31 protein-coding genes are annotated in these 23,051 nt (G+C 71.0%); 1 reads left to right on the top strand and 30 read right to left on the bottom strand.

Translation table 11 applies throughout. The features are described from left to right. Window positions 1–49 precede the first annotated feature (49 nt). Complete coding sequence (locus ACTHK2_RS04550; RefSeq protein ID WP_440244510.1) at window positions 50–349, top strand: hypothetical protein; 300 nt, start codon at window positions 50–52, stop codon at window positions 347–349. 46 nt (window positions 350–395) lie between these two features. On the opposite strand, the gene ACTHK2_RS04545 is transcribed toward ACTHK2_RS04550, so the two are convergent. The 30 genes from ACTHK2_RS04545 to ACTHK2_RS04400 all read right to left on the bottom strand — a co-directional run. Continuing rightward, entirely contained in the window at window positions 396–1,022 is a 627-nt protein-coding gene (locus tag ACTHK2_RS04545) for a hypothetical protein (RefSeq protein WP_440244509.1), read from the bottom strand. After that, window positions 1,019–1,198 carry a hypothetical protein gene (locus ACTHK2_RS04540; protein ID WP_440244508.1) on the bottom strand — a complete coding sequence of 60 codons (180 nt, stop codon included), beginning with the start codon at window positions 1,196–1,198 and terminating at the stop codon, window positions 1,019–1,021. The genes ACTHK2_RS04545 and ACTHK2_RS04540 overlap by 4 nt, the downstream gene beginning before the upstream one ends. Window position 1,199: 1 nt before the next feature. Then, window positions 1,200–1,640 carry a D-Ala-D-Ala carboxypeptidase family metallohydrolase gene (locus tag ACTHK2_RS04535; RefSeq protein WP_440244507.1) on the bottom strand — a complete coding sequence of 147 codons (441 nt, stop codon included), beginning with the start codon at window positions 1,638–1,640 and terminating at the stop codon, window positions 1,200–1,202. Further along, window positions 1,637–1,807, bottom strand: a complete 171-nt coding sequence (locus ACTHK2_RS04530; protein ID WP_440244506.1) for a hypothetical protein — start codon at window positions 1,805–1,807, stop codon at window positions 1,637–1,639. The genes ACTHK2_RS04535 and ACTHK2_RS04530 overlap by 4 nt, the downstream gene beginning before the upstream one ends. Then, entirely contained in the window at window positions 1,804–2,037 is a 234-nt protein-coding gene (locus tag ACTHK2_RS04525) for a hypothetical protein (RefSeq protein WP_440244505.1), read from the bottom strand. Before ACTHK2_RS04525 ends, ACTHK2_RS04530 begins: the two co-directional genes overlap by 4 nt. Beyond that, window positions 2,034–2,342, bottom strand: a complete 309-nt coding sequence (locus ACTHK2_RS04520; protein WP_440244504.1) for a hypothetical protein — start codon at window positions 2,340–2,342, stop codon at window positions 2,034–2,036. Before ACTHK2_RS04520 ends, ACTHK2_RS04525 begins: the two co-directional genes overlap by 4 nt. Before the next feature lie 52 nt (window positions 2,343–2,394). Further along, window positions 2,395–2,850 (bottom strand): hypothetical protein, encoded by a 456-nt coding sequence (locus ACTHK2_RS04515; protein WP_440244503.1) that lies wholly within the window; start codon window positions 2,848–2,850, stop codon window positions 2,395–2,397. A 5-nt stretch (window positions 2,851–2,855) separates the two neighbouring features. Continuing rightward, window positions 2,856–3,533, bottom strand: a complete 678-nt coding sequence (locus ACTHK2_RS04510; RefSeq protein ID WP_440244502.1) for a gp53-like domain-containing protein — start codon at window positions 3,531–3,533, stop codon at window positions 2,856–2,858. Between the two features lie 3 nt (window positions 3,534–3,536). Next, entirely contained in the window at window positions 3,537–4,148 is a 612-nt protein-coding gene (locus tag ACTHK2_RS04505) for a putative phage tail protein (protein WP_440244501.1), read from the bottom strand. Continuing rightward, the gene (locus ACTHK2_RS04500; RefSeq protein ID WP_440244500.1) at window positions 4,145–5,293 is read right to left on the bottom strand and encodes a baseplate J/gp47 family protein; all 1,149 of its coding nucleotides are present in this window, start codon (window positions 5,291–5,293) and stop codon (window positions 4,145–4,147) included. Before ACTHK2_RS04500 ends, ACTHK2_RS04505 begins: the two co-directional genes overlap by 4 nt. Window position 5,294: 1 nt before the next feature. Then, the gene (locus tag ACTHK2_RS04495; RefSeq protein ID WP_440244499.1) at window positions 5,295–5,726 is read right to left on the bottom strand and encodes a phage GP46 family protein; all 432 of its coding nucleotides are present in this window, start codon (window positions 5,724–5,726) and stop codon (window positions 5,295–5,297) included. Continuing rightward, a complete protein-coding gene (locus tag ACTHK2_RS04490; protein WP_440244498.1) occupies window positions 5,723–6,394 on the bottom strand; it encodes a phage baseplate assembly protein V in 672 nt (223 codons plus the stop codon). Before ACTHK2_RS04490 ends, ACTHK2_RS04495 begins: the two co-directional genes overlap by 4 nt. After that, on the bottom strand, window positions 6,391–7,536 hold the full coding sequence (locus tag ACTHK2_RS04485; RefSeq protein ID WP_440244496.1) for a phage baseplate assembly protein: 1,146 nt from the start codon (window positions 7,534–7,536) through the stop codon (window positions 6,391–6,393). Before ACTHK2_RS04485 ends, ACTHK2_RS04490 begins: the two co-directional genes overlap by 4 nt. Next, window positions 7,533–8,933: a DNA circularization protein gene (locus ACTHK2_RS04480; RefSeq protein ID WP_440244495.1), complete on the bottom strand. Its 1,401-nt coding sequence runs from the start codon at window positions 8,931–8,933 to the stop codon at window positions 7,533–7,535. Before ACTHK2_RS04480 ends, ACTHK2_RS04485 begins: the two co-directional genes overlap by 4 nt. Beyond that, complete coding sequence (locus tag ACTHK2_RS04475) at window positions 8,930–10,522, bottom strand: hypothetical protein (RefSeq protein WP_440244494.1); 1,593 nt, start codon at window positions 10,520–10,522, stop codon at window positions 8,930–8,932. The genes ACTHK2_RS04480 and ACTHK2_RS04475 overlap by 4 nt, the downstream gene beginning before the upstream one ends. 112 nt (window positions 10,523–10,634) lie before the next feature. Further along, complete coding sequence (locus tag ACTHK2_RS04470; RefSeq protein ID WP_440244493.1) at window positions 10,635–10,919, bottom strand: phage tail assembly protein; 285 nt, start codon at window positions 10,917–10,919, stop codon at window positions 10,635–10,637. A gap of 4 nt (window positions 10,920–10,923) precedes the next feature. Continuing rightward, window positions 10,924–11,295, bottom strand: a complete 372-nt coding sequence (locus ACTHK2_RS04465; RefSeq protein WP_440244492.1) for a phage tail tube protein — start codon at window positions 11,293–11,295, stop codon at window positions 10,924–10,926. A gap of 39 nt (window positions 11,296–11,334) precedes the next feature. Further along, entirely contained in the window at window positions 11,335–12,825 is a 1,491-nt protein-coding gene (locus ACTHK2_RS04460) for a phage tail sheath subtilisin-like domain-containing protein (RefSeq protein ID WP_440244491.1), read from the bottom strand. Between the two features lie 45 nt (window positions 12,826–12,870). After that, window positions 12,871–13,074, bottom strand: coding sequence for a DUF2635 domain-containing protein (locus tag ACTHK2_RS04455; protein ID WP_440244490.1), 204 nt, complete (start codon window positions 13,072–13,074; stop codon window positions 12,871–12,873). Between the two features lie 11 nt (window positions 13,075–13,085). Then, window positions 13,086–13,703 carry a hypothetical protein gene (locus ACTHK2_RS04450; protein ID WP_440244489.1) on the bottom strand — a complete coding sequence of 206 codons (618 nt, stop codon included), beginning with the start codon at window positions 13,701–13,703 and terminating at the stop codon, window positions 13,086–13,088. Continuing rightward, window positions 13,700–14,005 (bottom strand): head-tail joining protein, encoded by a 306-nt coding sequence (locus ACTHK2_RS04445; RefSeq protein ID WP_440244488.1) that lies wholly within the window; start codon window positions 14,003–14,005, stop codon window positions 13,700–13,702. The genes ACTHK2_RS04450 and ACTHK2_RS04445 overlap by 4 nt, the downstream gene beginning before the upstream one ends. Window positions 14,006–14,035: 30 nt before the next feature. Continuing rightward, a complete protein-coding gene (locus ACTHK2_RS04440; RefSeq protein ID WP_440244487.1) occupies window positions 14,036–15,091 on the bottom strand; it encodes a major capsid protein in 1,056 nt (351 codons plus the stop codon). A gap of 56 nt (window positions 15,092–15,147) precedes the next feature. Continuing rightward, entirely contained in the window at window positions 15,148–16,083 is a 936-nt protein-coding gene (locus ACTHK2_RS04435; protein ID WP_440244486.1) for a head decoration protein, read from the bottom strand. A gap of 66 nt (window positions 16,084–16,149) precedes the next feature. Then, window positions 16,150–16,794 carry a hypothetical protein gene (locus tag ACTHK2_RS04430; protein ID WP_440244485.1) on the bottom strand — a complete coding sequence of 215 codons (645 nt, stop codon included), beginning with the start codon at window positions 16,792–16,794 and terminating at the stop codon, window positions 16,150–16,152. A 33-nt stretch (window positions 16,795–16,827) separates the two neighbouring features. After that, window positions 16,828–17,703 (bottom strand): S49 family peptidase, encoded by an 876-nt coding sequence (locus ACTHK2_RS04425; protein WP_440244484.1) that lies wholly within the window; start codon window positions 17,701–17,703, stop codon window positions 16,828–16,830. Further along, complete coding sequence (locus ACTHK2_RS04420; protein ID WP_440244483.1) at window positions 17,700–19,403, bottom strand: phage portal protein; 1,704 nt, start codon at window positions 19,401–19,403, stop codon at window positions 17,700–17,702. The genes ACTHK2_RS04425 and ACTHK2_RS04420 overlap by 4 nt, the downstream gene beginning before the upstream one ends. A gap of 8 nt (window positions 19,404–19,411) precedes the next feature. After that, window positions 19,412–19,684, bottom strand: coding sequence for a gpW family head-tail joining protein (gene gpW / locus ACTHK2_RS04415; protein ID WP_440244482.1), 273 nt, complete (start codon window positions 19,682–19,684; stop codon window positions 19,412–19,414). 32 nt (window positions 19,685–19,716) lie between these two features. Beyond that, window positions 19,717–20,403 carry a hypothetical protein gene (locus ACTHK2_RS04410; protein ID WP_440244481.1) on the bottom strand — a complete coding sequence of 229 codons (687 nt, stop codon included), beginning with the start codon at window positions 20,401–20,403 and terminating at the stop codon, window positions 19,717–19,719. Continuing rightward, a complete protein-coding gene (locus tag ACTHK2_RS04405; protein ID WP_440244480.1) occupies window positions 20,400–22,613 on the bottom strand; it encodes a phage terminase large subunit family protein in 2,214 nt (737 codons plus the stop codon). Before ACTHK2_RS04405 ends, ACTHK2_RS04410 begins: the two co-directional genes overlap by 4 nt. Then, on the bottom strand, window positions 22,552–23,051 hold a 500-nt coding region (locus ACTHK2_RS04400), incomplete at its 5' end, for a hypothetical protein (RefSeq protein WP_440244479.1). The genes ACTHK2_RS04400 and ACTHK2_RS04405, both read right to left, overlap by 62 nt.

Genomic DNA, 23,051 nt, shown 5'->3' with positions numbered 1-23,051 from the left:
ATCTCGCGGCAGGCCATATTTCTAACGCCGGCGGATTCTTCTAACCACCATGTCCACGAATCGACTCGCCACCGACGAGGACATGCGCGCGATCACGAGCCGCGAGCTCGACGCGATCGACCGGCTGCCGCACCTCTACATTCCCACCGACAGCGGCGAGCTCATGCGCGGCTGGGGTGTTGCCCACGAGCGCACGCTGGCCGACGAGCTGAGGCTTCACCCCGGCGCGCTGGTCGCACCGGCGAACCTGGGGCAGTGGGTCGAGCGCGGCGATCTGGTCTACCACGGCGCCAAGCCGGCAGAGGCGTTCCTGCCGGACAAAGAAAAGCCCGGCACGCGGCCGGGCTGAAGGCTCCTGCGGGGATCCGTCGAACGGGCGCAGGCGCCACCCAGACCTAGAACCTCAAGCCGACCCGCACCTCGGCCTCGGCCCGGCCGTTCGGCTCGCGCGCGAGCTCTGCGCCGAGGCGGAGGTGCCCGATGTCGCGCTCGACCCAGAGGCCGACGGCACGGTCGGTGCGATAGCTGAGGCCGGCCGCCCACGGCAGCGGGGGCGGCGGCAGCATGGCGGGCTCAATGGGGATGTCGATGGCGCGCAGCACCTGGCCGTCGGGCGAGCTCGCGACGACGCGGCGCTCGTCGCCCTGGCGCACCAGCGAGAGGTCGACCTCGACCGTCGAGGCGGCTGGCGCGGGCGCGACGACGATCTGCTCGCGCCGCTCCTCGACGGCGCCGCGCGGCAGCTGATGACGCGGCGGCGCCGGGTGCGCGTCCGGCGCGCGCTGCGCGATCACGGAACCGTCGGCCTGCTGCACCTGCGGGGCCGGCGCGACATCCTCGCGCACGGGTGCGACCGGCCGGGTCGCCAGCAGCACGCCAGCCAGCAGCGCGATCGCGGCTGCCACGACGAGCGCAAGCTTGTGGCCCAGGGTCCACTCGACGGCGCGCTCCTCCATGAAGCGCAGGCCTGTGACGCCCGCGGCGGCGCGGTCGGAGGCCTCCTCGAGGCCTTCGCTGGTCATGGCGACCGCCACCACCAGGCGAAGAGCGCGACGCCGGCGACGATGGCCACGATGGAGAGCGCCCAGAGCTTCAGCATCAGGCGGGCACCGCGCCCGTCCGGATCGGCGCCCGCGAGCGCACCGACGGCGAAGAGAATCAGTCCGGCGAGGACGAGGAAGACGGCGACGAGCAGCATCTCAGACCCCCGGCACGTAGGTCATCTGCCCGCCGACCAGTCGCGCCGTCAGCGCCTGCCGGCGAAGCGTCGGCCCGAAGGCCACGTGCACCCACGACTCGCACTCCATGATGACCTGGTCGAAGGCGATGCCACTGCCGGCGATGGCCCGGGCGATCTGCAGCGGCGAGCCGTAGTCCGCGCACACGAAGTCCGCCGCGAAGCCGGAGAGGTGCGCGCTGTTCGCGACGCCGCCGACGGCCTGGTTCAGGGCCGGGCAGCGGTAGCCGCTGTCGATGTGCAGCGGCGCGCCGAGCAGCGCCCTGACCTGCTCGAGCCCGAGCGCGAGCGTCAGCAGGTTGGCGCGGACCGAGGCGGTCGGCGTGTTGTCGATGCCGAGGCGCTGCGCCGTCGACGAGAAGACGAGCTCGTCGAGCGAGAAGTGGGTCGTCAGCGGGGTCACCGGCCGCCCTCCTGATGCGTGGTCGTCCGCAGGCGGCCGTCGGGGCCTCGCACGATGCCGGACTGCGCGCCGGGCACCGGCTTGTCGCCAGGCGCCGCCGGCGCGGGCCGCTGCACCTTCTCGCCGAGCACGCGCTGCGGGGTCGGCTCCGGATCGGTGGTTCTCATGGCTTCGGGCCCTCCGGCGCCGCGGTGACGGCGCCCTGGTCGATGAGACGCGCGGCGATCGGTAGCGCGAACAGCACCACGGCGGCACCGACGGCGAGCCCGTGCGGGATCAGCGCCTTGATGCCGTCGTCGATCTGCGACCAGCCGTAGTGCACGGCGCCGTTCAGCGCCCAGAGCTGCATCGAGAGCATGCGGTGGGCACGCTGCCAGTTCGGGATGAGCTTGATCATTCGCGGTCCTTGCGCGGCGGCCGGTCGAAGTTGTCGAGGCGGTCTTGCAGGCGGATCACCGCGTCGGACAGCGTCTTGATCGCCGAGTCCTCCGCCTCGAGCAGCGCCTCGGCGCGCTTCATCCGCAGCTCCATGGTCGCCTTGTCGGCCTGGGCGGCGGCCATGAAGGCCTCCATCCGGTCCATGCGATCGAGTACCCGGGTGCCGACGCCGATGATGGTCGCCGCGAGGATCGCGTTGAACACCGGCCCGACGGCCTTGAAGAACGGCGAGTCTGTGATCCGGGCGACGTTGGGGCTGGCCATGCTGACGATCGTATGGACGCGCGCTTGTACGCGCCGTTACAGCGCCGCCGCGTTACGCGGGTGGCGTGTAGGTCGGCAAGGCGCCGAGCAGCGCGTTCTGCGTCGGCAGCGGATCGCCGGCGAGCGCGGCAAAGGCGGCCGCCCAGACGTTGGAGCGCCAGGCGGCCATCGCGGCGCCCTCGGCCTGGTAGGCGGGCACCGCGCTGATGCCGGCGTAGCTGGCCGCCGAAACGATGTCGTCGTAGCCGTGGGCCTGGGCGACGGAATCGAGCTGCGCCTGCACCGCGCGCTTCAGCGCAGCGACCTGCTGGTCGTGCGTCGGCGCGGGCGGATCCTCCGCCACGGGCACGCCGCCCGCGCCGGCGACGATGCGCTGGCCCTGCGCCTGCGCGGCAAGCAGCTGCAGCCGCAGCGCGTCGTCGATCTCGACGGCGTCCTGCGGCACGTTGTCGCCGTGGAGGTCGCTGGAGTAGAAGCCGCCCGTCGAGGGCGCGAAGAACGTCGTCATCGTGGTCACCATCCGATCGCGAGGAGGAATGCCCCGGGCGTGTCTGCGTTGTTCTGGCAGTCGATCACGCAGCCAGCCGCCGTCTGCGAGACGACGGTGACCGGCGTCGACGGCAGCGTCGAGCCGGTGGGCACCGCGAGCACGCCGATGATTCCGTTCGGGAACGCGAACGGGAACGTCACCGAGGTCGACGTCGAGCCGGCCACCGACGACTGCAGCCACTGGTGCAGCAGCGCTCCGGACAGGCCGGGGAACTTCTGGAAGCCGGGCAGCGCGAGGGACCGGTTCGATCCCGTGAACTCGGCGTTGACGTCGGAGACGGCGCCGGTCCGCGCGTTGTTCGACTTGGTCGTCGCATCGGCGGCGGCAGCCGAGATCGCGTTGGTCTGCGCGTTGTTCGCCTTCGTCGTCGAATCCGCCTCGACCGTCGCCACCGCGGCGTTGACGGCCGTCGAGATCAGGTTCTCGATCGCGGCCTCGACCTGGTTCAGCGTGTTCTTGTCCGGCGTCCCGCCGCCGGCAACGATGATGGCGCGGAGCTCCTCGGTGACGGCGTGGAACCAGCCGGCGCCCGGGGTCGTCGGCAGCTTGCCGCTCGAGGGATCTCCGTCCTGCGGGTACCCGATGGCAGCCCCCATCGCGGGCGGCGTCGCGGAGACGTTCGAGGCAAAGGCGCGGTCCATGGGTCAGTACTCCAGCAGGAGCCGGTCGCCCGACTCCGTCAACAGGTGGTTGGTCTCTTCGGAGAGCAGCAGCCCGATGGGCACCGCCCACACGATCGCGGTGTGCGCGGGCTTGTAGCGCTCGAACAGGACGCGCAGGATGCTGTAGTCGGCGTCGATGGTGGCGTTCACGCGCCAGGCGTGTGCCCACGCGATGCCGTAGATCGGCGCGTCGACGGGGCTGTCCACCGTGGCGGGGAGGTAGCCGGTGATCGTGATCGTGAGACCCAGGGAGGCCGCGAGGGCGATGAAGTAGGCCGCGGACTGGCCCCCGCTGTCGACCAGCGCCGCGACGACTTGCGCCTGCTCCGTGGGCACGTCGGAGCCGGTGTAGCCCAGCAGGCCCGGCAGACCCAGCGTCTGCTGCCACTCCGCCAGCATGCCGACGGCCGTGGCCGGGAAGAGATCGACCAGCAGGCCGATCGCGGCGGCGTCCGAGGCCGAGAAGGTCGGCGCGAGGCCCTGCATCGTGGCCGCCTGCGTCGTGTCGGGGTCGCGCGGCCAGGCGCGCCCGCGCGGGAGCAGCTGCTGCAGGATGCCCGCGTAGTCCGCTGCCTGGTGCAGGGGGGCGCTCATACGTAGGTGATCGGGCCGACGACGGGCAGCTGCGACCCGGTGCTGACGATGTTGCCGGTGGGCGACTCGATCACGAAGCCGGTCGTGTTCGGCACCGCGGCGATCGCCGACTCGATGTAGCTCAGGCTCAGCGTGGAGCCGCCGGCCTGGATCGCCGCGTACTGGAGGAAGACGGCGGCGATGGCCGCCGCAATCGCCGCGCGCGTGTCCGCGGAGGCTCCCGCGATGCCGCTGATCACGAACGGGATCGACTGCGGGGTCGGCGCCTTGGCGGACACCAGCGCAGTCACCGGCTGCAGCGCGAAGATCGCGTCCGCGACCGTGAGCTGGTCGCCCGTGGCCACCGCGGCCCTCGGCAGGCCGTCCGGACCGGCGTCATGCTGCGAGACGCCGTCGGTGCCCTGCGGGAAGCCGCTGTGCGCCGCCTCCGCGGCGTCGAACATCGTGTAGACGGCGACAGTGCCGACGCCCAGCGCGTTCGGCACGCACCAGGCCCGGGTCACGCCGGGCACGGCCAGGGCCCACTCGACGTAGTCGGTGGCGTCGCCGCCATGCGGCGGCTGCTGATAGGCCAGCAGCATGCGCGCGCGCAGCGAGTCGTCGGTCTCGAGGTCGGCGCCGCCGACGAATGCCGTGGCGGCGACGCCCGTCGAGTTCAGGCCCGCGATCGCACTGGCCAGCGTCATCTGGACGCCGGCGTCGCAGTTCCCGCCGGCGCCGACAAGCCCGGCGTGGTCGGCCACCGCCGCAGCCGGCACGGTCACGCTGCCGGAGGCGACGGTGCCGGTCGCGGTCGTCAGGTACTGCTGGCCGTCAGCGCGTTGCAACGGCGTGCCGCTCGGGAGCACGGTGCCGTTCGTGCCCGTGAAGGTGATCGTGCCCGACGCCACCGCCGCGGGCTTCCGAGTGACGTTCTTCAGTGCTGCCCAGGCCTCGAGGTACTCGTCGGTGGCGGTGAACGGCACGCCCTGGCTCGCGATCCAGTCGAGGTAGCCGTAGTGCATGTTCGCGAGCGCGGCGAGCACGTCGGCAAGGATCCCGAGGTTCGAGAACCGCAGCAGCGGGTCGGAGCCGGGCAGCGCGGACGCGATGTCCTGCTGCACCTGCTGGCGGAGCTGCTTGAGCGTGGGGCGTGCGAATGGCATCTCAGGTGGTTCCCCAGACCCAGGCATAGGCCAGGGTCTGCTGTGTGCCGTCGGACTTGATCACGGTGACCTGCATCGCGAGCGTGGACTGCCCCTGCCACTCGACGTAGACGTCGACGGCCGCGGCGACGCCGTCGTCGATGAGCCACTGCAGGGCCTCCTGGGCGAAATTCTGGGCGCGCGCGAGTGTGTCCTGCGTCTTCTTCGAGCGCTCCAGCTGCCAGAGCCGCGAGCCGATGGGCACATCGCCATCGCCCCACCATCCCCGCGGGTCGCCGGAGCCGTCCAGGATGACGTCGTCGGCGTCCGCGACGCGGTCCGTGAAGAGGCTGATGACGACGGCGGTCGCGAGGTCGTTACCGGCGGCCAGGCCGGGTCCGAGCTGCTGCCAGTCGCCGCGGTCGATCGCATAGATCGTCGCGATGTCGCTCATGTCAGGACCGTCCCGGTGTTGCCGTCGCCGCGGGTGCCGTCGGCGTGGAAGTGGTCGACGCCGAGGTCGTGGCCGCCCTGCCGCAGCGCGCCGCTGATGTCGAGGTCGCCGTTGAGCGCCGTCGGCCCGGTGAGGTTGATGGCGGCGGCGGAGAGCGCGAGCGTCTCCGTCGCCTGGATCGAGATTGACCGCGCCCGCAGCGTCAGGCTGCCCGCGGCGGTCACGCTGGCGTCGCCGCCGGCGCTGATGGTGACGTCGCCGCCGGCGTTCGCGCTGATCCCGGCGGTCGTCTCGACGGTCACCGGGTCGTCCGCGCCGTGCACGGTGATCCCGGCAGCCGAGAGCAGCACGTAGCGGCCCTTGTCGTCGTGGACGGCGACTTCGCCCGTGCCGAGCCCGCGCATGCGCACGGTCTGGTTGTTCGTCGCGATGACGACGCCTCCGCTGCGCTCGCCCCCGATGAACAGCATCACGACGTCCGTGCCATCGGGCGGGACGGACGTGAAGCCGTACTCGGCGAGCCGCGGCCGGTCGTCGCTGAGCTCGTCGGCGCCGAGCCGCACCTGCAGGCGCTGCGTGCCGCCGCTGTCGTCGACCAGCGTGATGCGGCCGCGGCCGATGGCCTGGAGGAGGCGGCGCCACAGGGCGGACACGGTCTGGAAGGTCAAGGCGCCCTCCCCGACCCGGGCGGGATCGTCATGAACTCGCCCGGGAGCTGCGAGATCAGCTGCGGCGACGGGTTGAAGGCCTGCGGCGGCATCACGACGATGTCGCACGTCGTGCCCTCGGCGCCCTTGCGGAAGGTGACCTCGGCAATCAGCCACTGGCGGTTCGTCACCTTCAGCGTCGGCAGGTCGACGGGCACCAGCACGTTGGGCTCGTAGAGCAGCTGCGCAGCATCACGCCAGGCATCGGTCGTGATCCGCAGCCCGAAGCTGCGGCCGAGCCGGCGCACGCCCTCCCATGTCGCGCGATCCTTGGCCACGTCTTGCGCGGCGAGGTTGCCGCCGGCGATCTCCGCGATGATCACGCGCCGGCGATGCCGCGGCACGAAGGGGTCGGCAACCGAGCCGACAAGGTCCCCGCCTCCGCCCGTCTCGAGCAGGGGCTCGACCGACTGGAAGAAGCACTGGTACTCGCTGAAGCGCTCGTGCATCGAGAACCACGCCCCGCCGCGCTGAACATTGATGCCCTCACGGAAGCCGGAAGCGCCCTTGCGATGAGCCGTGCGCGCCAGCAGCAGGTTGCCGTCGTAGTCGTCGTACGCCAGCAACTGGCGGAACCGGCAGAGCCGCTCGATGATCTCGAAGGGCGTCTCGCCGCGCATGAGCTGCTGGCGCGGGATCGCGGCGCCGTCGTCGTCCAGCGCGTTGACCTCGATTCCGTAGGGCGCGGCGAGCTTGCGGGCCACCTCGAGGACGGAGCTGCCGTCAATCTGGCCGCCGGGCCACTCCGCGCTGCAGTCGACGAGGTCCTGGCACTTCCCACGGCCGGTGACGAGGATCTCGTGCGAGCCCTTGTCGAAGCTCGGCGCGACGACGTCGACGTATCCCGTGATCACCGGATCCGGCCCGATCGACACGACGCAGGCCTTGCCGGGGAGGATCTGCAGCATGTCGGCGTCGACGTTGTGGATGTCGGTCATCCGCAGGTCGAAGTCCGACGGCAGCCGCTCGACGCCGCGCGTGATCCGGACGTCCTGCCAGCCGCCGTAGACCTGGCCGTCGATCGTGATGGTGACGTCGTCCGAGCGCGCAGCCGCGCCGCGGACGGTCACCTTCTGGATGACGGGATCGACGGGCTCGGTCATGCGTTCAGGGCCTCGAAGGTGACCGGCATGAAGGCGGGATGCCTCGGCATCGCGCGCGCGACGAGCTCGTCGGCCCGGCTGGCGTCCCGGTAGAGCCGCTGGGCGAGCACCAGCGACGGCAGCGGCGCCGCGACGGAGACGGTGCGCAGGGATGGCAGGCTGGCGCCGCGGGCGTTGAGGTCCTGCACGACGACAGCGCGCAGCGCACGCAGCGCCATGAAGACGTCGTCGTCGCCCTGATCGCCGGCGACGTCGATCTCCGCGTCGACCACCGCCAGCACCTGCGCGCGCGCGGCGAGCGCGTCGTTGCTCGAGCTCGGCTCGTAGTCGGCGCCGGCCCGCGCCATGGCGGTCAGCGCCGCACGCCGGAACGCGTCGGCCGCGGCGCCCTGCACCACGAGCTGCGCGCCGGCTGCCGCGCCGACGGGCGCGAACCCGGCGAGCGCGCCCAGGCTGCGCAGCGCGTCTCCGGGGGTCGACGCCGCGGCGCGGACGGCGCTGGCCAGCGTCTGTGCGGCGGTCGTGAACGTGCCCAGCGACCTCGGGCTCAGCGTGCGCGCGGCGGCTGTCAGCGCGCCGGCCGCGACCGCGACGGCCTCGCGCGCGGCCGCGGCGGCGCCGGTGAGGTCGGCGATCGTCGTGCCCTGGGCGGCCACGGTCACGCCGCCGGTCGCGATCCCGGAAGCGAGGCCGACCAGCCGCCCGAAGGAGCCCGGCAGCGTCACCGCGAGCTTGATCAGGCTCGTCGCGTCGTTCGCGTACTGGGTGGCCTGCGCGGAGAACGCGGCCGCCTGCTTCGCGACCTGGTCGATCTCCGCTGCGCCGCCGCTCAGCGCGCCCAGCGCGCGCCGCGCGAAGGCGGCCGCCGCGCTGGTGTCTGCCGCGCCGGCGGCGTCGCCGACGGCGTCGGTGCCGCTGGGCGTCGCCGCCGGGTACAGGCGCTGGCCCTGCCGGATGAAGCTGAAGGTGAAGGCGAAGACGCGACCGCGGATGTCCTCGTCGGTCGAGAAGTCGATCAGCGCGACCCGCATGCGCCCCAGCGTCGGGTGCACCAGCGCACCGTCGCCCGGGCTCTCCACCGCAGCGATCATGCGCGCGCGCTGCGCGATGACGTCGTCGCCGACGATGAAGCCCGAGATCTGGAACCGGCGCGCGGAGCGGCCGAGATCCTCGACCCACGGCTCGTCCCGGAAGGGGTACTCGTGGACGGCGTTGCGGCGCCCGAAGCGGTTCGTGATCGACGTCACCACAAAGGGCACGCCGCGGAACGACGCCGGCTGCAGCTGGGAGCGGAACGATCCCGTCGCCAGGCGGCCGAGGATGTCGGACAGGCCCTGCGTCGAGTTGCTGATGCCCTGGACGGAGGCGTTGATCGCGTTGACGCTGACGACGGTCACGGCATGCTCCCGGCGGGCATCGAGTAGCCGATGCGGGTCGGCGTGAACGCGTCGGCGGATGCGAGCCGCTGCTGCGCGGTCACGGTGGCGCCGGGCGGCAGGCCGTGCACGTGCACGTCGATCGCGACTTTCTGCGCGCCCGCGGCGGCGTCGGCGTACTGCTGGCCGGAGAACGGCTGGCGGCCCTGCTCGTGGTTCACCATGGCGGCCATCAGCGGGGACAGCACCGCGGGATCGCCCAGGTTGAGGTGCTGGCCGGGCGCGAAGCCGGTGCGCTTCACGACGTCGGCGATGTAGGCGGCCGTGTCGTTGTGGTCGGACGGCGGGGCCCACTGGCCCACGATCCCCGCCACGGTGTCGTTGCCGCGCGCGCCGTAGAGCCCGAGCTGCGCCGCCATCGCCTGCAGGCCGGCCTGCGGGCTCGGGAACTGCGCGAACCCACCGGCCGAGGGCATGCCTGGCCACGAGCGGAGGTTGCCGGGGTTGTTGCGGGGGACGACGGCGCCCGCGCCGGGCACGCTGGACGCGGCCTCGCCAGGCACGTAGGCCCCGGCATGGAGCCGGCCGCCGATGGCGCCGCCCACCGACTGAGCGGACGTGCGATTGGAACCCGAGAACCAGTCCGCCACGAGGTTGGGCCAGAGAAAGGCGAACGATCCAGCCCCCTTCAGCGCGGAGCCGAGGCGGTCCTTCTTCGAATCCTCTAGCACCTTGGCGAAGCGGTCGAAGGTCGATGTCGCCGCCGGTCCCAGCGAGGCGCCGATCTGGTTGCCGACCCCTTCGATGGCCGCCTTCATGCGGTTCAGCGAGTTCGTGAAGTCCACCGACCACTTCAGCGAGTCGGGCCCTTGCTCCAGGCCCAGCTTCTCGGCTCGGTCGCCCAGCGCCTTGACGGCGTCGGCGCCTTGGAGCAGCAGCGGAAGCGCTTCGCGCGGGATGTGCAGCGCGTCGGCGAGCGCGTCGCGCACGTGGGGGTCGGAGATCCGCGCCAGCGCGCGCTCGACGCCCTCCAGCGCCGCCTCCTGGTCGACCTGACCATTCTTCATCGGGATGCCGATGCCCAGCCGGTTCAGGACGGCATAGGCGGTCGGGTCGCGGCCGAATCGCGCGTTCTGCAGCGTGTCACCGAGCCCGCGGATGGTGTCGTCGACGGCACCGACCTCGACGCCCGCCAGCTTGGCGGCCCCGCGCATGCGCTGCAGGAACTTCGTCGAGACGCCGACGGCCTGCGAGGTACGCACGATCTCGAAGCCGGAGGCCGCGAAGTTGACACCGAGCTTCGCGACGCCCACCGCGGCCGCGCCGAGCGCGCCGACGATGCCGACGCCGCCCGCCAGGCCGAGCGCGGACTCCAGGGGGCCCAGCGACAGTCCGATCGTGCGCGTCATCGTCAGCGCTGCGGAGGACACCTTCCCCATGCCCTTGGCCATGGTGTCGAGGTGCATCTCCTTCGCGAGCATCGCGACCTGGCGATGCGTGTTCACGAGCGGCCGCGCGGCGCGGCTCGCCTGGTCGTTCAGGTTCCTGAACGTCTTCGTGAACTTGTCCAGGGCGACGACCTGGACTTCGAAACGCTGGCCCGCGCCCATCAGCTCGACCCCTTCAGCGACTTGGTGATTCGCGCGTACTGCGCAGACCACCATTCCAGCTCTGAACGCGTGAGGCCCCACGCCTCGCGCGGGCCCCAGTGGAAGCCGAAGGTCAGTTCGGCGACGAGGTCGCCGAGCCCGGCGACGTCTCGTTGAAATGGGCGAAAAAATCTGCCGCCCTCGCGAGGTCGCGCTGCTTCATCTGCGAGACCACCTTCATCGGCACCTTGGCGTTGAGGTGGATCAGCATCGCGAGCGCGGCCATCGCGCCGGCGACCTTCTCGTGCGCCATCAGCTGTTCCGCCGTCGGCTCCGACAGCTTGAGGACGCTGTACTCGAGCTCGGCGAGCTTGATCGGGGTGCTGAGCTCGAGATCGAGCGTGTCGTCGAACAGCATCGCGTCAGGCCTCCGAGACGGAGATGAACTCCCACTTCACGTCGAAGGTCGCCTCCGTCGTCTTCACCGCGGGCGGCGTCTCCACCGTCCAGCCGTTGCGGCCCACGATGGTCTTGCCGTTCGCGAGCTCGGCGACGACGGTGACGTTCGTCATCGCGTTGATGTCGGCGGTCGACAGCTGGCCGTTATCGCGGAAGCTGCCCGAGATGTAGCCCTGCACCGGCATCTCGCTGTAGCCGTGGACGCGGTCCTGGCCGACCAGCGTGTCGCGCTTGACGCCGGAGACCTGGTATTCCAGCTCGCCCGACAGCATGTAGCTGACGCCGTCGACCGTCACGGTCGCGATGCCGGCAAGGCGGTTGGTGGTGTCGCTCATGTCGTTCTCCGAGGGGATGGTGGGCGCGCGCAGGCGGCGTCAGACCTGCAGGCGGAACTGCGCCAGGGCCGCGAAGATGCGGAGCTGGTCAATCAGCACCGCCGGGTACAGCACGTCGACGCGGTTCGGGTTCAGGGCGTTCTGCTGCACGACGAGGTTCTTCGCGAAGATGTCGGCGCCCTGCACGAGGCCGTCGTCCTGCATCGCGAGGTACTCGGCGATCAGCTCGGCCCGGATCACGTTGGGCGTCACGACGCCGGCGCCCGGCGCCAGGCGCGTGCCGTTGGCGGCCAGCTTGACCCGCGCGAACTTCGACGTCACCGCCGTGCGCAGGCGCCGCAGCACCGCCATCAGCGTGAACATCGTCTCGACCTCGAGGTAGCTGTTGTCGGGCTCGCCGAAGCCGTTGGTCTGGTAGGTGGTGATCAGGTTCTCGATCGCGCAGGTTCCGTCGTCGGCGACCGTGATCGTGCTGATGCCGGTGTTCAGCAGCGTGTTGCGGTCGGTGAGCGCGAAGCGGCTGACCTGCGGAGGCGCCAGCAAGCCCGGCAGCTGCACGGTCTGCAGCGGCAGGGCCGGGTCGGCGCGGAGGCTGATCGCGGCGGCGGCGGTGACGATCGCCGCGGCGACATAGGCCGGCGTCGGCGAGCCGTTCAGCCCCGCGATGGACTCGTGCTGGTTGTTGCGCCCGGCGCCGAGCGTCGTCAGCGCGCTGAGGTTGCCGGCGTGGAAGCTGAAGACGTGCCCGTAGGTCTGCGTCGTCCACGACCAGCGACCCGAGGTGTCGTTCAGCACCGCCTTCAGGGCGTCGAGCGAGGTCGCGTCCCGGAACGGGCAGACGATGAAGTCGAACGTCTTGTCGCCCAGATTGGCCAGTGCCGCCGTCAGGCTCGGCGCCGTCGCGCCGCCCGACATCGCCGTGATGGTGACGCCCAGGCCGGCGGGCGTCGACTCGCCGCCGATCGCGCCCAGGTAGTTCAGGCGGATGTCGATGTCGTTGCCGAGCGGGCCCTTGTTCGCGGCCGTGAGCGTGACGTTGCCGGCCGACGGGTTCGAGGCGACCACCGGCGCGGTCAGATCGGCGGCGATCAGCGCGGCGAGCTGCGTCGCCATCGAGGTCGTCGTCGACGTCGTCGTCACCGGCAGGTCGTAGCGGACGCCGGCGATGTAGACGTGCAGCGTGCCCGAGGCCGTGGGTGCGGCGGTGAAGACGATCGTGCCCGTGGCGGCCGACGCAGCACCGTCATCGGCCAGCGGCAGGTACCAGACCTCGCCGAAGGTGTCGACGCCGCGGTAGGCCTTGACCATGGCCGCCAGCACCGAGCGCGTGCCGCCGGCGGCGGCCGCGTCGGCGACACCCTGCGAGATCACGGGGATGTTCGGGGTCGCGGTGCCGCTCGAGGTGTTCTGGCCCAGGATCAGCGTGCGCTGGTCGGCCTGGGCGGTGTTCGCCTGCGAGTTGTCGACCTCCGCGTAGAACAGCGGCGTGCGCAGGTTGCTCGGGATGTTCTTGAAGGGGATCGTCGACATGGTGCGGGCCCTTGCGAGACGGGTTTCGGGGAGCGCTGGCGGGCGTCAGGCGCCGGAGGCGGCGGCCGGCGGCGGCGCCGCGGGCTTCGGCGGCATGGCCGCGACGGTGACGACGCCGTCGCGGACGCGGCGGTGCCAGTAGTCGGAGGCCTCGACCTCGCGCCCGGCCGCGGGCAGGAAGTACAGCGGCGAGGAGCGCGGGTGCGCGGGATCGGGGACGAGCATGCCGCTGGCGGGGATCACGTACATGGCGGTGTCCTTCAGGTCGAGAGGTCGACCAGCAGCGCGCCCTCGTCGCGGCCATCCGGGCCGGCGGTGCGTGGCGCCGGCGCGACGGCGTCGGGGAACGGCGGGTCGAGGTAGACGCCGTTGGCGTCGAAGGGCCGCACGGTGTCGACGTGCACGCCCATCTGCAGGAGCTGCGGGTATGCGGCGGGGTCGATCACCGTCGGGTCGAAGGCTTCGAAGGTCTCGCACTCGATTGCCATGTGGAGCTCGCCTTCGAACGCCTCGCCGGCATCGGAGATCCTCATCTCCGACGTGATCGCGGCGACCTGCTGCAGCACCTGCACGAACGCAGGGGCCGCGAGCACGGCCTGCTCGACCTGCTGACCCCAGGCCTCGAGCTGGTCCTGCGCGTCGACGTCGGTCGAGCCGGCCACGAACAGCGAGAGCTCGAGCGTCGTCGTCGTCGTGAACGTCGGCATCGCCCGCGCGCCGGAGGCCTTGCGCTCGAGCCCGGTGCGCAGCGAGCAGTACGGCTTCTCGCGCGGCGCGATCGGCCGCACGCCCGGGCTCGCGACGGTCAGTCCGGTCAGGGTCTGGACGACCTGCTGGACTTGCGTGCGCAGCAGGCGGCGGACGAGGACGTCGGTCATTGCAGCGCCGCCTCGAGGATCGCCCAGCCGTGGCTGTCGGGCTTCCCGTCCTTGACGACGTAGGTCGCGCCGCGGACGACGAATGTGTCGTCCTTCGCGTTGCGCGGGTTCCAGCCGGCGGGGAACTGCGCCAGGCGGACGCCCAGCAGCGGCCGCACTTCGTTGACCTCCGGCTCGCCGATCAGCGAGACCGGGCGCGCGCCGGCGTCGAAGATGCCATCGACGACGAAGGTCTGCCCGCCCGCGATCGAGTAGGACACGCGCGAGGCCTCGCCAAAGACTTGCATCATCGGCGCATGCACGAGCGTGTCCCAGTCAATCGCCATGGCAGGTCAGGCGCCGGCGCGGCCGCTCAGCAGCATCTCCGGGCGGGTGCAGATGAACAGCGGGTAGGCGTAGACCTCCATGCCCCAGAACTGGCGGCGGATGAGGTCGGGGATCGGCAGCACGTATTGCGGCTTACCCGGCTGGTTGATCCACTCGATCGACTCGCCCGGGGCCATGGCCTCGCGGAAGACGCCCGGCGCGCCGACCGGGAAGAACTTCACCTTGTCGTCGGGCAGCTTGATCGTGGTGTTGTCGTCGCTGCCGCGGTAGTTCAGCCAGACGCAGCCGGCGAAGTCGAAGGCGTCGAACGCCGCGCCCTGGTTCGTGCCGCGCAGATCGCGCGCGTCCGACCAGTTCACGTAGGTGCGGATCACGTCGGGGTGGTTGACCAGCGAGTCGTAGAACTGGTCTCCGCACAGCGCGTACATGCGGGTGCGGTTCGGGATCCAGGCGCCCTGCGCCTTGCGCGCCATGGTCCGCATGATCGAGTTCACGATCGGGCGCAGCGAGTTCGCGGTGCCCGCGGCGAGGTTGAACGGCACCTCGGCGGCCTGGGTGATCTGGAACTCGTCGAACCAGTTGTACATCGGCGACCCGGTGCCCGGGTTCAGGCACAGGCCCTGGATCGCCGCGAGCCGCATGTATTCCTTCGTGTACTCCACGGAGGCCAGCAGGCCGGTCGGTCCCGAGAGGCGGCGGTCGACTTCCTCCATGAGCTGCATCAGCACGGTGGCGTCGCCGAACTTCACGATGTTCTGCAGCTCGTTCGCGTAGATCGTGTCCTCGTGCTTCAGGCGGGGGACATCGAAGTAGCGGCGCTTGCGCTGCTCGGTCGTGCGCTCGGTGCCCGCGGTGCCGCGCTCGCTGAACGGGATCAGAACCAGCTTGCCCTGGCGCTCCTCGATCGTCAGCGCCGTCGTGCGGATCGGGTTGTCCTCGAAGAGGCCCGGGATGGCGCCCAGCATGTGCGGCTGGTACGGCAGGCGCTCGACGGCCTCCGTGAGGGCGATCGCCGAGAAGGCGTCGTGCTGTTGGAAGATGTCGAGGATGTTGGCGTCCATGGCGGTGTCCTACGAGGTGGTGCGATCGGAGCGTGGGTCTGACGTGGGCGCGCCGCTCAGCGGCAGATGATCCCGATGGCCTTGAGCCCGGCCACGGCCGCGGCGATCACCGCCGCGTTCGCGCCGACCGGGAAGATCAGCTCGGACTGGTTGACCTCCGCGGCACGCGTCAGGACGGCGCAGGGCTTGTTGGCCAGCGTCACGTCCTTGGTTGCGCAGAGGATCCCGGCGACGACCTGCGAGCCGTCGACGTTCGCCGGATCCCAGGGCGTGTAGAGCCCGGTGCCCGCGCCCACCGTGATCGCGAAGGAATCGCCGGGCGAGAAGGCCGTGCCGCCGGCGGTGATCGTGAAGCTGAGGCCGCCGCCCTTGAAGGCGGAGCCCGTCGTGCCGTGGCCGATCTCCTGGCCGTTCGGCGCGGTGACGACGAAGTGCGTGGCGTCGTCGAACTCCACGGTGTAGACGCCGACGCTCGCGGCGTAGCCGGAGACCGAGGTGCTGCCGACGGTGCCATTGCCGGTGTTGCTCGCGCCGGCCGCGGACGTCATTGTGGGCATGCCGGGCGTGCCGACCACCGTGAAGGTGAAGGTGTCGCCGGCCACGAATGCGGTGCCGCCGGCGGACAGCGTGAAGCCGATGCCGAGCGCGCTGAACGCGGAGCCGGTCGCGCCCGTCGCGGACTGGCCGTCCGGTGCGGTCACCGTGAAGGTCGTCGCGCCGGTCATCGCGAGCGTGTAGGTGCCGACCTGGGTCGCGGGGTTCGCCTGCACGGAGACGGCGCCCATCGTGCCGTTGCCGGCGTTCGTGCCGAGCACGGCCGACGTCGCCACCAGCGCGGCCACGGCCGCGCCCAGGACGGTGCCGGCCAGCACCTTGGTGCCACCCGTCAGCGTGCCCTGGTCGTACGAGCGCGTGCGCGGGCCGTCCGTGGAGACGATGAAGCCGAAGTCGTGGCGCTGCTCCTGCAGCGGGGTGACGGTGGGGTTGCCCATGGTCGGTACCTTTCAGCGGTGCGATGCGATGCGAGGGATGTCCGGTGCGTGCGTCTGCGGGACGTCTCAGCGGCGGCTTTGGTCGCCGGTGGCCGTGAGCCGGCTGCGGTTGTTGCGCGCGTGCGCCGCCGCCCAAAGATCGGCGTTGCGCTGGACGGCCGACTTCTCCGGTGCCGCATTCGGCGTCACGTTCGGGTTCTGGGCCGCGCGGGCGGGATGCGCGGCGCGCGGCGCCGCGGCGGCCGGGAGCGCCTCCAGCGCGGCGACCGCGGCGGCGCGGCTCATCGTGGTCTGGAAGGCGAAGTGCGCCGCGGTCACCGGATGCCTGGCGGCGGCCGGCGACGCGAAGATCGCCGCGCAGCGGGCACGCTCACGGCTGCGCGCCTGCGCGGCCGCCGAGTTGCCGTGCATCTCCTCGTCGGAGTCGTCGTCGTCCTCGTCGCCGCCCTTGCCGCTCTTGTCCTTGCCGGCCTTGGCCTTCTTACCCTTCTTCGGCGGCTCGTTGCCGTTGTCCTCGGTGTTCTCGTCCTCGCCATCGGCGCTGGAGCCGGAGGCCTCGGTGTCGTCGTCGTCACCCTCGGCGATCGGCTCCCCCTCGTCGCCCTTGTCGGCACGGTTGCCCTTGGGCTTCTTGTCGTCCTCCGGCTCTTCGTCGGACGCGCCGCGCGCGCCGATGACGCCGAGGTGGGCGAAGGAGAGCTTCGAGGCCATGCGGTTGAAGAGGGACATTCGTTTCTCCGGTGGTCAGCTGATCTCGTCGTACAGCGCGCGCAGCGCTTGGTCCGGGGCCATCACGGCGTCAGCGAATCCGACTTCCAGGCCGGCGCGCCCCATGAACGTCCCGGCCTCCGTCTTCTTCACCGCCGCGGTCGTCAGCCCGCGGTTGCGCGCGACGGTCTCCACGAACAGTTCACCCATGGTGTCGACGTCCGCTTGAAACCTCGCGCGCGCTTCCTTCGACAGCGGGCGCACCTCGGATCCGTCCGCCTTGCGGGCGCCGTAGGTGATCAGCTCGATGCGGATCCCCGCTTTGTCGAGGGCCTGCGACATGTCGACGCAGGCCGCGATGACGCCGACGCTGCCGGTGCCGCCCGTGCGCGGAACCACGATCCGGTCTGTCGCCGTGGCCAGCGCGTAGCAGGCCGAATAGGCATGCTCGGAGAGGATCGACCACATGGGCTTCGCGCCGCGGGCACCGTAGATGGCGTCGACGAGGTCGAAGCAGCCGGCGACCTCGCCGCCGGGGCTCTCCATGTCGAACGCGATCGCGCGCACCTGGTCGTCTTGCAGCGCGGTCGTCAGCGCGGCGCGGATGCTGTCGTAGCCGGTCATCCCGCTGTAGGGGCGCATCGTGCCGAGCTTGGCCACCAGCGTGCCGGTCACCGGGATGATTCCGATCCCCTCGACGACGTCGTAGCCCGTGTCGCGTGCTGGCGCGGCATCCGGACTGATGTCCCAGCCGTCGTCGAACGCCAGGATCTCCCCGTTGGCGCGCACGACCTGCGCGATGCCGAAGCGGTCGGCCAGCGCCGCCATCACGACCTCGAGCTTCGACTCGGTGATCGCGAGCGGCACGTTGAAGAGGCGCTGTGCGAGATGCGGGAGGTTGGCGATCGTCATTGATTCACGTCCTGCGCCTTGGACTCCGAGTCGTCCTTGAGGAACTCGCCGGCGCCCTGGATCTGGGCCCACTTCGGAGGCGGCAGGCCGAGGCGCTCGTAGGTCTGCTGCTCGATGGCGCGCTGCTGCGCGACTTCCTCCCAGTCGAGGCCCTGCTCCGCGGCCTCGATCTCGAGCGACGACGTGCCGGCTTCCATGCGGAGCACCGCACCCGCTGGCTCTTTGGTCGGATCGACCCAGCCGCGGGCCGGGCCCAGCCACCGGCAGCGCGAATAGGCGGCGGCGGCCTCGATGAAGTCCGGCGCACCCGCAGGAAGCGGCAGCTCGCCGAGCTCCATTGCCTCCTGCAGCCAGACGCCGTAGATCGGCGACGCGGTGTTGTCGGCGAACTCGCTGCGCCGGCGCGAGAGGGTCTTCCACGTCTCCATCAGCGCAGCGCGCGCGCTGCTGTAGTTCGTGCGCGACCAGTCCTGGGTGACCTGCTCCACCGAGATGCCGGTCGCCGCGGCGAAGACGCAGAGCATCTCGTGCGCGAAGTCGCCGAAGTTCGAGTGCGGGTGCGCCGACGCGACGGTCTCGATCTTCTCGCCCGGGAACAGCTGCGGCATCACGACGCCGTCGAACATCGCCGGGCGCTTGCGGTGGTACTCCTCGCGCATCGCCTGGTAGAGGCCGAGCTCGGCGTCGTCCGGGCTGTTGGCGCCGAGGGCGTCCTGCACCAGCGCGGGATCGTTCTGGCTCGTGACGTAGGTGCCGAAGGTCGCGGCGAGCGTGGCCTGCTGCAACTCGACGCCGTAGTAGCGCGCCAGCATGCGCATGTGCGCCAGCACGGGCGTGAAGATGCCGATGCCGCGGTGCTGGCCGGCGCGGTCGGCGTCGAAGTCGTGGATCACGCGTCGCCAGCCGTCGTCGTCCTCGCGCGGGATGCGCTCCCAGCGGTTCGCCTGGATCGCCAGGTACCAGTCGTTCTGCTCCGCCTCGCGGATGTGATACGCGATCGCGACGCCGCGCGGGTCGAGTTCGACGCCGCCGCGCAACGTGGCGGTGTCCATCGCCTGGTAGGGGTTCGACAGCCGGTCCGGGTCGACCAGCATGAAGGACGTCGCGTAGTCGGCGCCGCCGTATCCTGTGCGCTCCGGGAGCCAGTAGCTGAGGACGAGGCTGTCGCCGTCGATGAGCTTGTGCCGCAGCGCGGTGCGGAACATCTGGCCCAGCGTCATCTGGCGCTGGACGTCACTCCAGCGCTGCGGGCTGTGCGCGAAGCCGCGCCAGAGCGCCTCGGCGGCCTGGCGGAATTCGTTGGCCCACTCGGCGTCGAACGCCTTGATGCCGAAACGCAGCGCGAGCGCACGGTAGTCCGGCGCGGCCAGCAGACGCAGGTGCGTGCCGACGGTGTTGTCGAGGATGCGGACGATGCCGCCCGCCGCCCACCCGCTGTTGCGGGCGAGATCGCGCGAGCGCGCGACCATGCGGTCGCGGAACTGGTTGATCTCGGAGTCCGGCGATCGGATCAGCGGGTTCCATTCGCCCATCTCCTGCGTCGCCAGCTTCGAGGCGTCGTAGGGGAAGGCGCTCGACCACCCGAGCCCGGGCGGCAGTAGCGTGCCATCGGGCCGAGGCACGCCCGTGCCGGCATCCGCGCGCGCGCCGCCGCGCGCCGGCAGGCGCTGCAGCGGCTGGCCGCGGGAGTCGACGATCACCGGCGCGTTCATCGGAAGAGCGGCCGCATCGGCGCGCGGCGCGCGCTGCGCAGGCCGTTCAGGAGGTCGATCTGCGTCTGCACCGTCGTGATCGCTGCGACGAGGTCACCGAGGTTCGCCTTCGTGTAGGTGATCGTGCGGCTGCCGTCGCTCTGCGAGTAGCTGGCGACTTCGACCTTCGCGCCGCTGGTGAGCTCGATCCAGGCCTGCTGCATCAGCGCGAGGCGCTGCTGCAACGTGGTGACGTCGATCCCGTCGAGGATGGATGGGCGGCAGGACATGCGACCCATCGTCGGGCCGCGTACTTGAGCCGCTACCGCGCGGTCGCGATCGCGCGCGCCAGCGCGCGCCCCATCTCGCGATTGAAGGCCTTCGCGGCCGCACGTCCGGCGACGCCGAACCAGTCCAGTTGCTGGCGCGCCGGGTGCGCGTCCTCGAACTTCACCAGCAGCACGAGGTGGCCGCGCGTGTTGAGGTTCTTCCTCGTGCGCCGCACCTTGCCGTTGCGTCCGACGACGGGCACTGCGGCGCCCTCCTCGACCGAGCGCTGCCAGACGCCGTTGACGGGCCCGCGCTTTGTCTGCACGACCCCGATGAAGATGTCCTGCCGCCCGCGCAGCGAACGCAGGAAGTTGCGCGGCAGGTTGCCGAACTGGTCGAGATCCCTGACCGCGTCGACCGGCTTCAGGAGGGCCTTCGAGTTCAGCACGTTGCGGCCCCCGAACTGGTAGGGCTCGAGGTAGTGGGCGGTGATGTCGCCCATGAAGACCTTCGCCTCGAGCGAGGTCTTCGTCGCGCGGCTGATCCGGATTGCGCCCGTGGTGAACGGCTTTGGGCGATCGAGCACGTTGCGCTCGTTATCCTGCTCCGCCTCGACGACGCGCTTCGCAACTGCGTTGAGCGCCTGGGCGGTTGCGAACGGCAGTTGCCGGTGCGCCATGGCGGAGATCTTGCGCTGGAAGTCGTCGATGTTCGACTTGAAGTTGATCGTGAAGGTCATGCGAGCCTCGACGCGAGTTTCTCGATGATGGCTTGGCGCCGCGCCTGCGGCGACAGGGCCTCGGCAGCCGCGGTTGGCGGCGGCGGCGCGACGGCGCCGGACGCGATCGCGGCGCTCTGCTCCTCCGCGCGCGTTGCGAGCTTGTTGACGTCGACGCCGAAGTGCTTCAGTCCGCAGAGGCCGGCGTAGGCGTAGACCCGGCAGTCGGACGCCTCGTTCGCGCGGCCCGGCGGGTTGATCCAGATCCGCGTCGTGCGGCCGCCTGCCGTCGTCTTGACCTCGACGCGCTCGGCCAGCAGCTGGTCGAAGTAGCCTTGCCCGCGGTCGGCCGGGAAGTGGCAGTAGCCGGCGAGCGCGCGGCCGGGCGCCGGCGTCTCCTCCATCGCGAGGCGGGCGCGAACGACGTCGCGCGCGGTGTTGCCGCCGATGACGACGGGCCGGAAGGCTGCCTTCGCGCGTTTCTGCGGCTTCTTCGTCGGCCAGACCGGGTTGCGCGCGCCGTCCTTCTCGCTGGCGCCCTTGATCGCCCACACGCGGCGGGCGAGGCGTGCCTTGCAGAAGTCGTACACGTGGTTCGTGTGGTGGCCGCCCGAGTCCATGCAGGCGGCCATCGCCGCGAGCGTGACGCCGTTGCCCTTGCGCCATCGCCGCTGCAGGAACGCGTCGAGGCGTTGCTGCACCAGCGGGTCGGAGAGTTCGCCGTCGATGACCTCGTAGGCGATCGACCAGCTCTCCTCGTCGCGGCCCCAGCCGACTACCTCGAGCTCGAGGCGATAGTCCTGGGTGTCGACGCCGATCGTGATCAGCGCGACGCCGTCGGGCACCTCGGCGTCGTAGACCTCGCAGCGCTCCAGGAGCGTCCGCGCTTCGATGCGGCGCCCCGCCGACGGCCTATGCGGCAGACCGAGCTGCGTGTTGTAGAAGACGAGCTCAGCCTCCGGATCGCCCTTGGCCTTGAGCCACTTCCGCGCGATGTCGCTCGGCTTGTCCTTCTGCCATGGGCTCAGGAGCTTGCCGGCCTGGAATCCGGCATGCAGGTTGTCCACGCCCCACCTACCGCACGTCGGGCATTTCGCGCGGTACACGGCGTATCGACCCTCGGCTCGGTCGTCCCACCAGTCCCAGACCGCGTCGACAGGGTCCTGTGTCGCCGCCGCGATGGCCGGCTTCGGATCCTCGCCGACGATCACCGCATCGGCGATCGCTTCGGCGCCGCGCCAGGCCCGCTCGTAGGCTGCGAGTGGCGTGTGGTGTGCCTCGCAGCAGTCGAACGCGCGCGTCTGGTGCCAGCGGACCGACCGCAAGGCGGACAGGCGCTCACCCTCTTCCCACGCGACGCCGCAGGCCTCGCAGTGCATGCGGGCGGTACGCCAGAGGTGCTCGACGACCTTGCCCTGGGCGTCGTGTCGCTTCTGCCACTCGACATGCTTGAAGAAGTCGGGGAACTGCCGGTGGCCGCAGTGCGGGCACGCGATCGACGCCTTGCGCTGGTCGGAATCGAGGTATTCGCGCTCGATGTTCGACTCGTCGGTGATGGTCGGCGAGCAGGTGCGCAACGACAGCCAGGTCAGGTCGTAGGACGCGGTGCGTTCGTCGGCCAGAAGCCAGGCGTAGCCATCCCGGAGGACCGGGTACTTGTCGATCTCGTCGGCCAGGACGACGCGGACCGGGCGGCGCGCGACGTTGCTGGAGCTGCCGGCGCCCTCCAGCGCGAGGAAGCCGCCGTCGAACATCTTCCGGCTGGTCTTGTCCTTCCGGTTGCGGGTCGTCGTCGCGCCGACGCGCTCGCGCAGCACGGGCGTCGCCGCGACCATGGGCGCCACGCGCTCGTCCGAGAAGTCCTTGGCTGCCTGTTCCTTGTCCTGCAGCAGCAGCATCGGGCAAGGGTCGAGGTGCGCGAAGTAGCCGAAGACGTTCAACAGCAGCTCGGTCTTGAGCAGCTGCGTGGAGACCATCACCGAGATCATGTGCACGCCGGGCTCGGTGACGGCCAGCATCGGCCCACGTGCGACTTCGACGTCGGACGTGCGCCACTGGCCGCCGCGGGCGCCGGCGGACTTCGAGAGCTGCCGGTAGGTATCGGCCCAGGCGACGACGCTCATGCGCGCGGGCGGCCGCCAGCCGTCGCGGCTGGCCGCTCTCAACGCGTCACGTTGCGCCGAGGGCGTGTCCATCGGGTTCGGCGAGCTGCTCGAGGTGGCGATGGACATGGGTGGTGAGCACGGTCGCCAGGCGGTCGGCCTCGACGCCGAGCTCGCCGGCCATCGTCGCGGCAACGCGCGCGGGCCAGTTCATCCAATGGTCGCGCCCGCGACGGGATTCGGCGAAGAGGATCTCGCGCGCCAGCTCGAACTCGACGAGCTCGCCGCGACGCTTTCGGAACTCGAGCTCCGCGCGTTCCGCCGCGAAGTGCTCCTTCTTCGTCATCGCCTGCTGGTACGTCGGGTCGCGCCTGCCGACCAACGCCCCCGCATCCGCCGCCGACGCGGGCGCCGATGCGTCGCTGCGGACAGGGTCCAGTGTCCGCACGTCGGCTTGCGTGTCCGCATCCGTGTCCGCACCGTCCGCGCGCGCTGCTGGGGCGATGAGGTTCGTCTTCCGCCACGGTGTGCCGACGAGTGCGGCGTCAATCAGACCGTCGTCGCTAC

The sequence above is a fragment of the Dokdonella sp. genome (assembly GCF_051958935.1).
Taxonomy (GTDB): Bacteria; Pseudomonadota; Gammaproteobacteria; order Xanthomonadales; family Rhodanobacteraceae; genus Dokdonella_A.
This window is presented reverse-complemented; position numbering and strand designations above follow the sequence as displayed.

Coding starts and splice junctions, on each gene's coding strand:
- ACTHK2_RS04550 (WP_440244510.1), top strand. CDS start 50: ATGTCCACGAATCGACTCGCCACCGACGAGGACATGCGCGCGATCACG.
- ACTHK2_RS04545 (WP_440244509.1), bottom strand. CDS start 1,022: ATGACCAGCGAAGGCCTCGAGGAGGCCTCCGACCGCGCCGCCGCGGGC.
- ACTHK2_RS04540 (WP_440244508.1), bottom strand. CDS start 1,198: ATGCTGCTCGTCGCCGTCTTCCTCGTCCTCGCCGGACTGATTCTCTTC.
- ACTHK2_RS04530 (WP_440244506.1), bottom strand. CDS start 1,807: ATGAGAACCACCGATCCGGAGCCGACCCCGCAGCGCGTGCTCGGCGAG.
- ACTHK2_RS04525 (WP_440244505.1), bottom strand. CDS start 2,037: ATGATCAAGCTCATCCCGAACTGGCAGCGTGCCCACCGCATGCTCTCG.
- ACTHK2_RS04520 (WP_440244504.1), bottom strand. CDS start 2,342: ATGGCCAGCCCCAACGTCGCCCGGATCACAGACTCGCCGTTCTTCAAG.
- ACTHK2_RS04515 (WP_440244503.1), bottom strand. CDS start 2,850: ATGACGACGTTCTTCGCGCCCTCGACGGGCGGCTTCTACTCCAGCGAC.
- ACTHK2_RS04510 (WP_440244502.1), bottom strand. CDS start 3,533: ATGGACCGCGCCTTTGCCTCGAACGTCTCCGCGACGCCGCCCGCGATG.
- ACTHK2_RS04505 (WP_440244501.1), bottom strand. CDS start 4,148: ATGAGCGCCCCCCTGCACCAGGCAGCGGACTACGCGGGCATCCTGCAG.
- ACTHK2_RS04500 (WP_440244500.1), bottom strand. CDS start 5,293: ATGCCATTCGCACGCCCCACGCTCAAGCAGCTCCGCCAGCAGGTGCAG.
- ACTHK2_RS04495 (WP_440244499.1), bottom strand. CDS start 5,726: ATGAGCGACATCGCGACGATCTATGCGATCGACCGCGGCGACTGGCAG.
- ACTHK2_RS04485 (WP_440244496.1), bottom strand. CDS start 7,536: ATGACCGAGCCCGTCGATCCCGTCATCCAGAAGGTGACCGTCCGCGGC.
- ACTHK2_RS04475 (WP_440244494.1), bottom strand. CDS start 10,522: ATGGGCGCGGGCCAGCGTTTCGAAGTCCAGGTCGTCGCCCTGGACAAG.
- ACTHK2_RS04470 (WP_440244493.1), bottom strand. CDS start 10,919: ATGCTGTTCGACGACACGCTCGATCTCGAGCTCAGCACCCCGATCAAG.
- ACTHK2_RS04465 (WP_440244492.1), bottom strand. CDS start 11,295: ATGAGCGACACCACCAACCGCCTTGCCGGCATCGCGACCGTGACGGTC.
- ACTHK2_RS04460 (WP_440244491.1), bottom strand. CDS start 12,825: ATGTCGACGATCCCCTTCAAGAACATCCCGAGCAACCTGCGCACGCCG.
- ACTHK2_RS04455 (WP_440244490.1), bottom strand. CDS start 13,074: ATGTACGTGATCCCCGCCAGCGGCATGCTCGTCCCCGATCCCGCGCAC.
- ACTHK2_RS04450 (WP_440244489.1), bottom strand. CDS start 13,703: ATGACCGACGTCCTCGTCCGCCGCCTGCTGCGCACGCAAGTCCAGCAG.
- ACTHK2_RS04440 (WP_440244487.1), bottom strand. CDS start 15,091: ATGGACGCCAACATCCTCGACATCTTCCAACAGCACGACGCCTTCTCG.
- ACTHK2_RS04435 (WP_440244486.1), bottom strand. CDS start 16,083: ATGGGCAACCCCACCGTCACCCCGCTGCAGGAGCAGCGCCACGACTTC.
- ACTHK2_RS04430 (WP_440244485.1), bottom strand. CDS start 16,794: ATGGCCTCGAAGCTCTCCTTCGCCCACCTCGGCGTCATCGGCGCGCGC.
- ACTHK2_RS04425 (WP_440244484.1), bottom strand. CDS start 17,703: ATGACGATCGCCAACCTCCCGCATCTCGCACAGCGCCTCTTCAACGTG.
- gpW (WP_440244482.1), bottom strand. CDS start 19,684: ATGTCCTGCCGCCCATCCATCCTCGACGGGATCGACGTCACCACGTTG.
- ACTHK2_RS04410 (WP_440244481.1), bottom strand. CDS start 20,403: ATGACCTTCACGATCAACTTCAAGTCGAACATCGACGACTTCCAGCGC.
- ACTHK2_RS04405 (WP_440244480.1), bottom strand. CDS start 22,613: ATGTCCATCGCCACCTCGAGCAGCTCGCCGAACCCGATGGACACGCCC.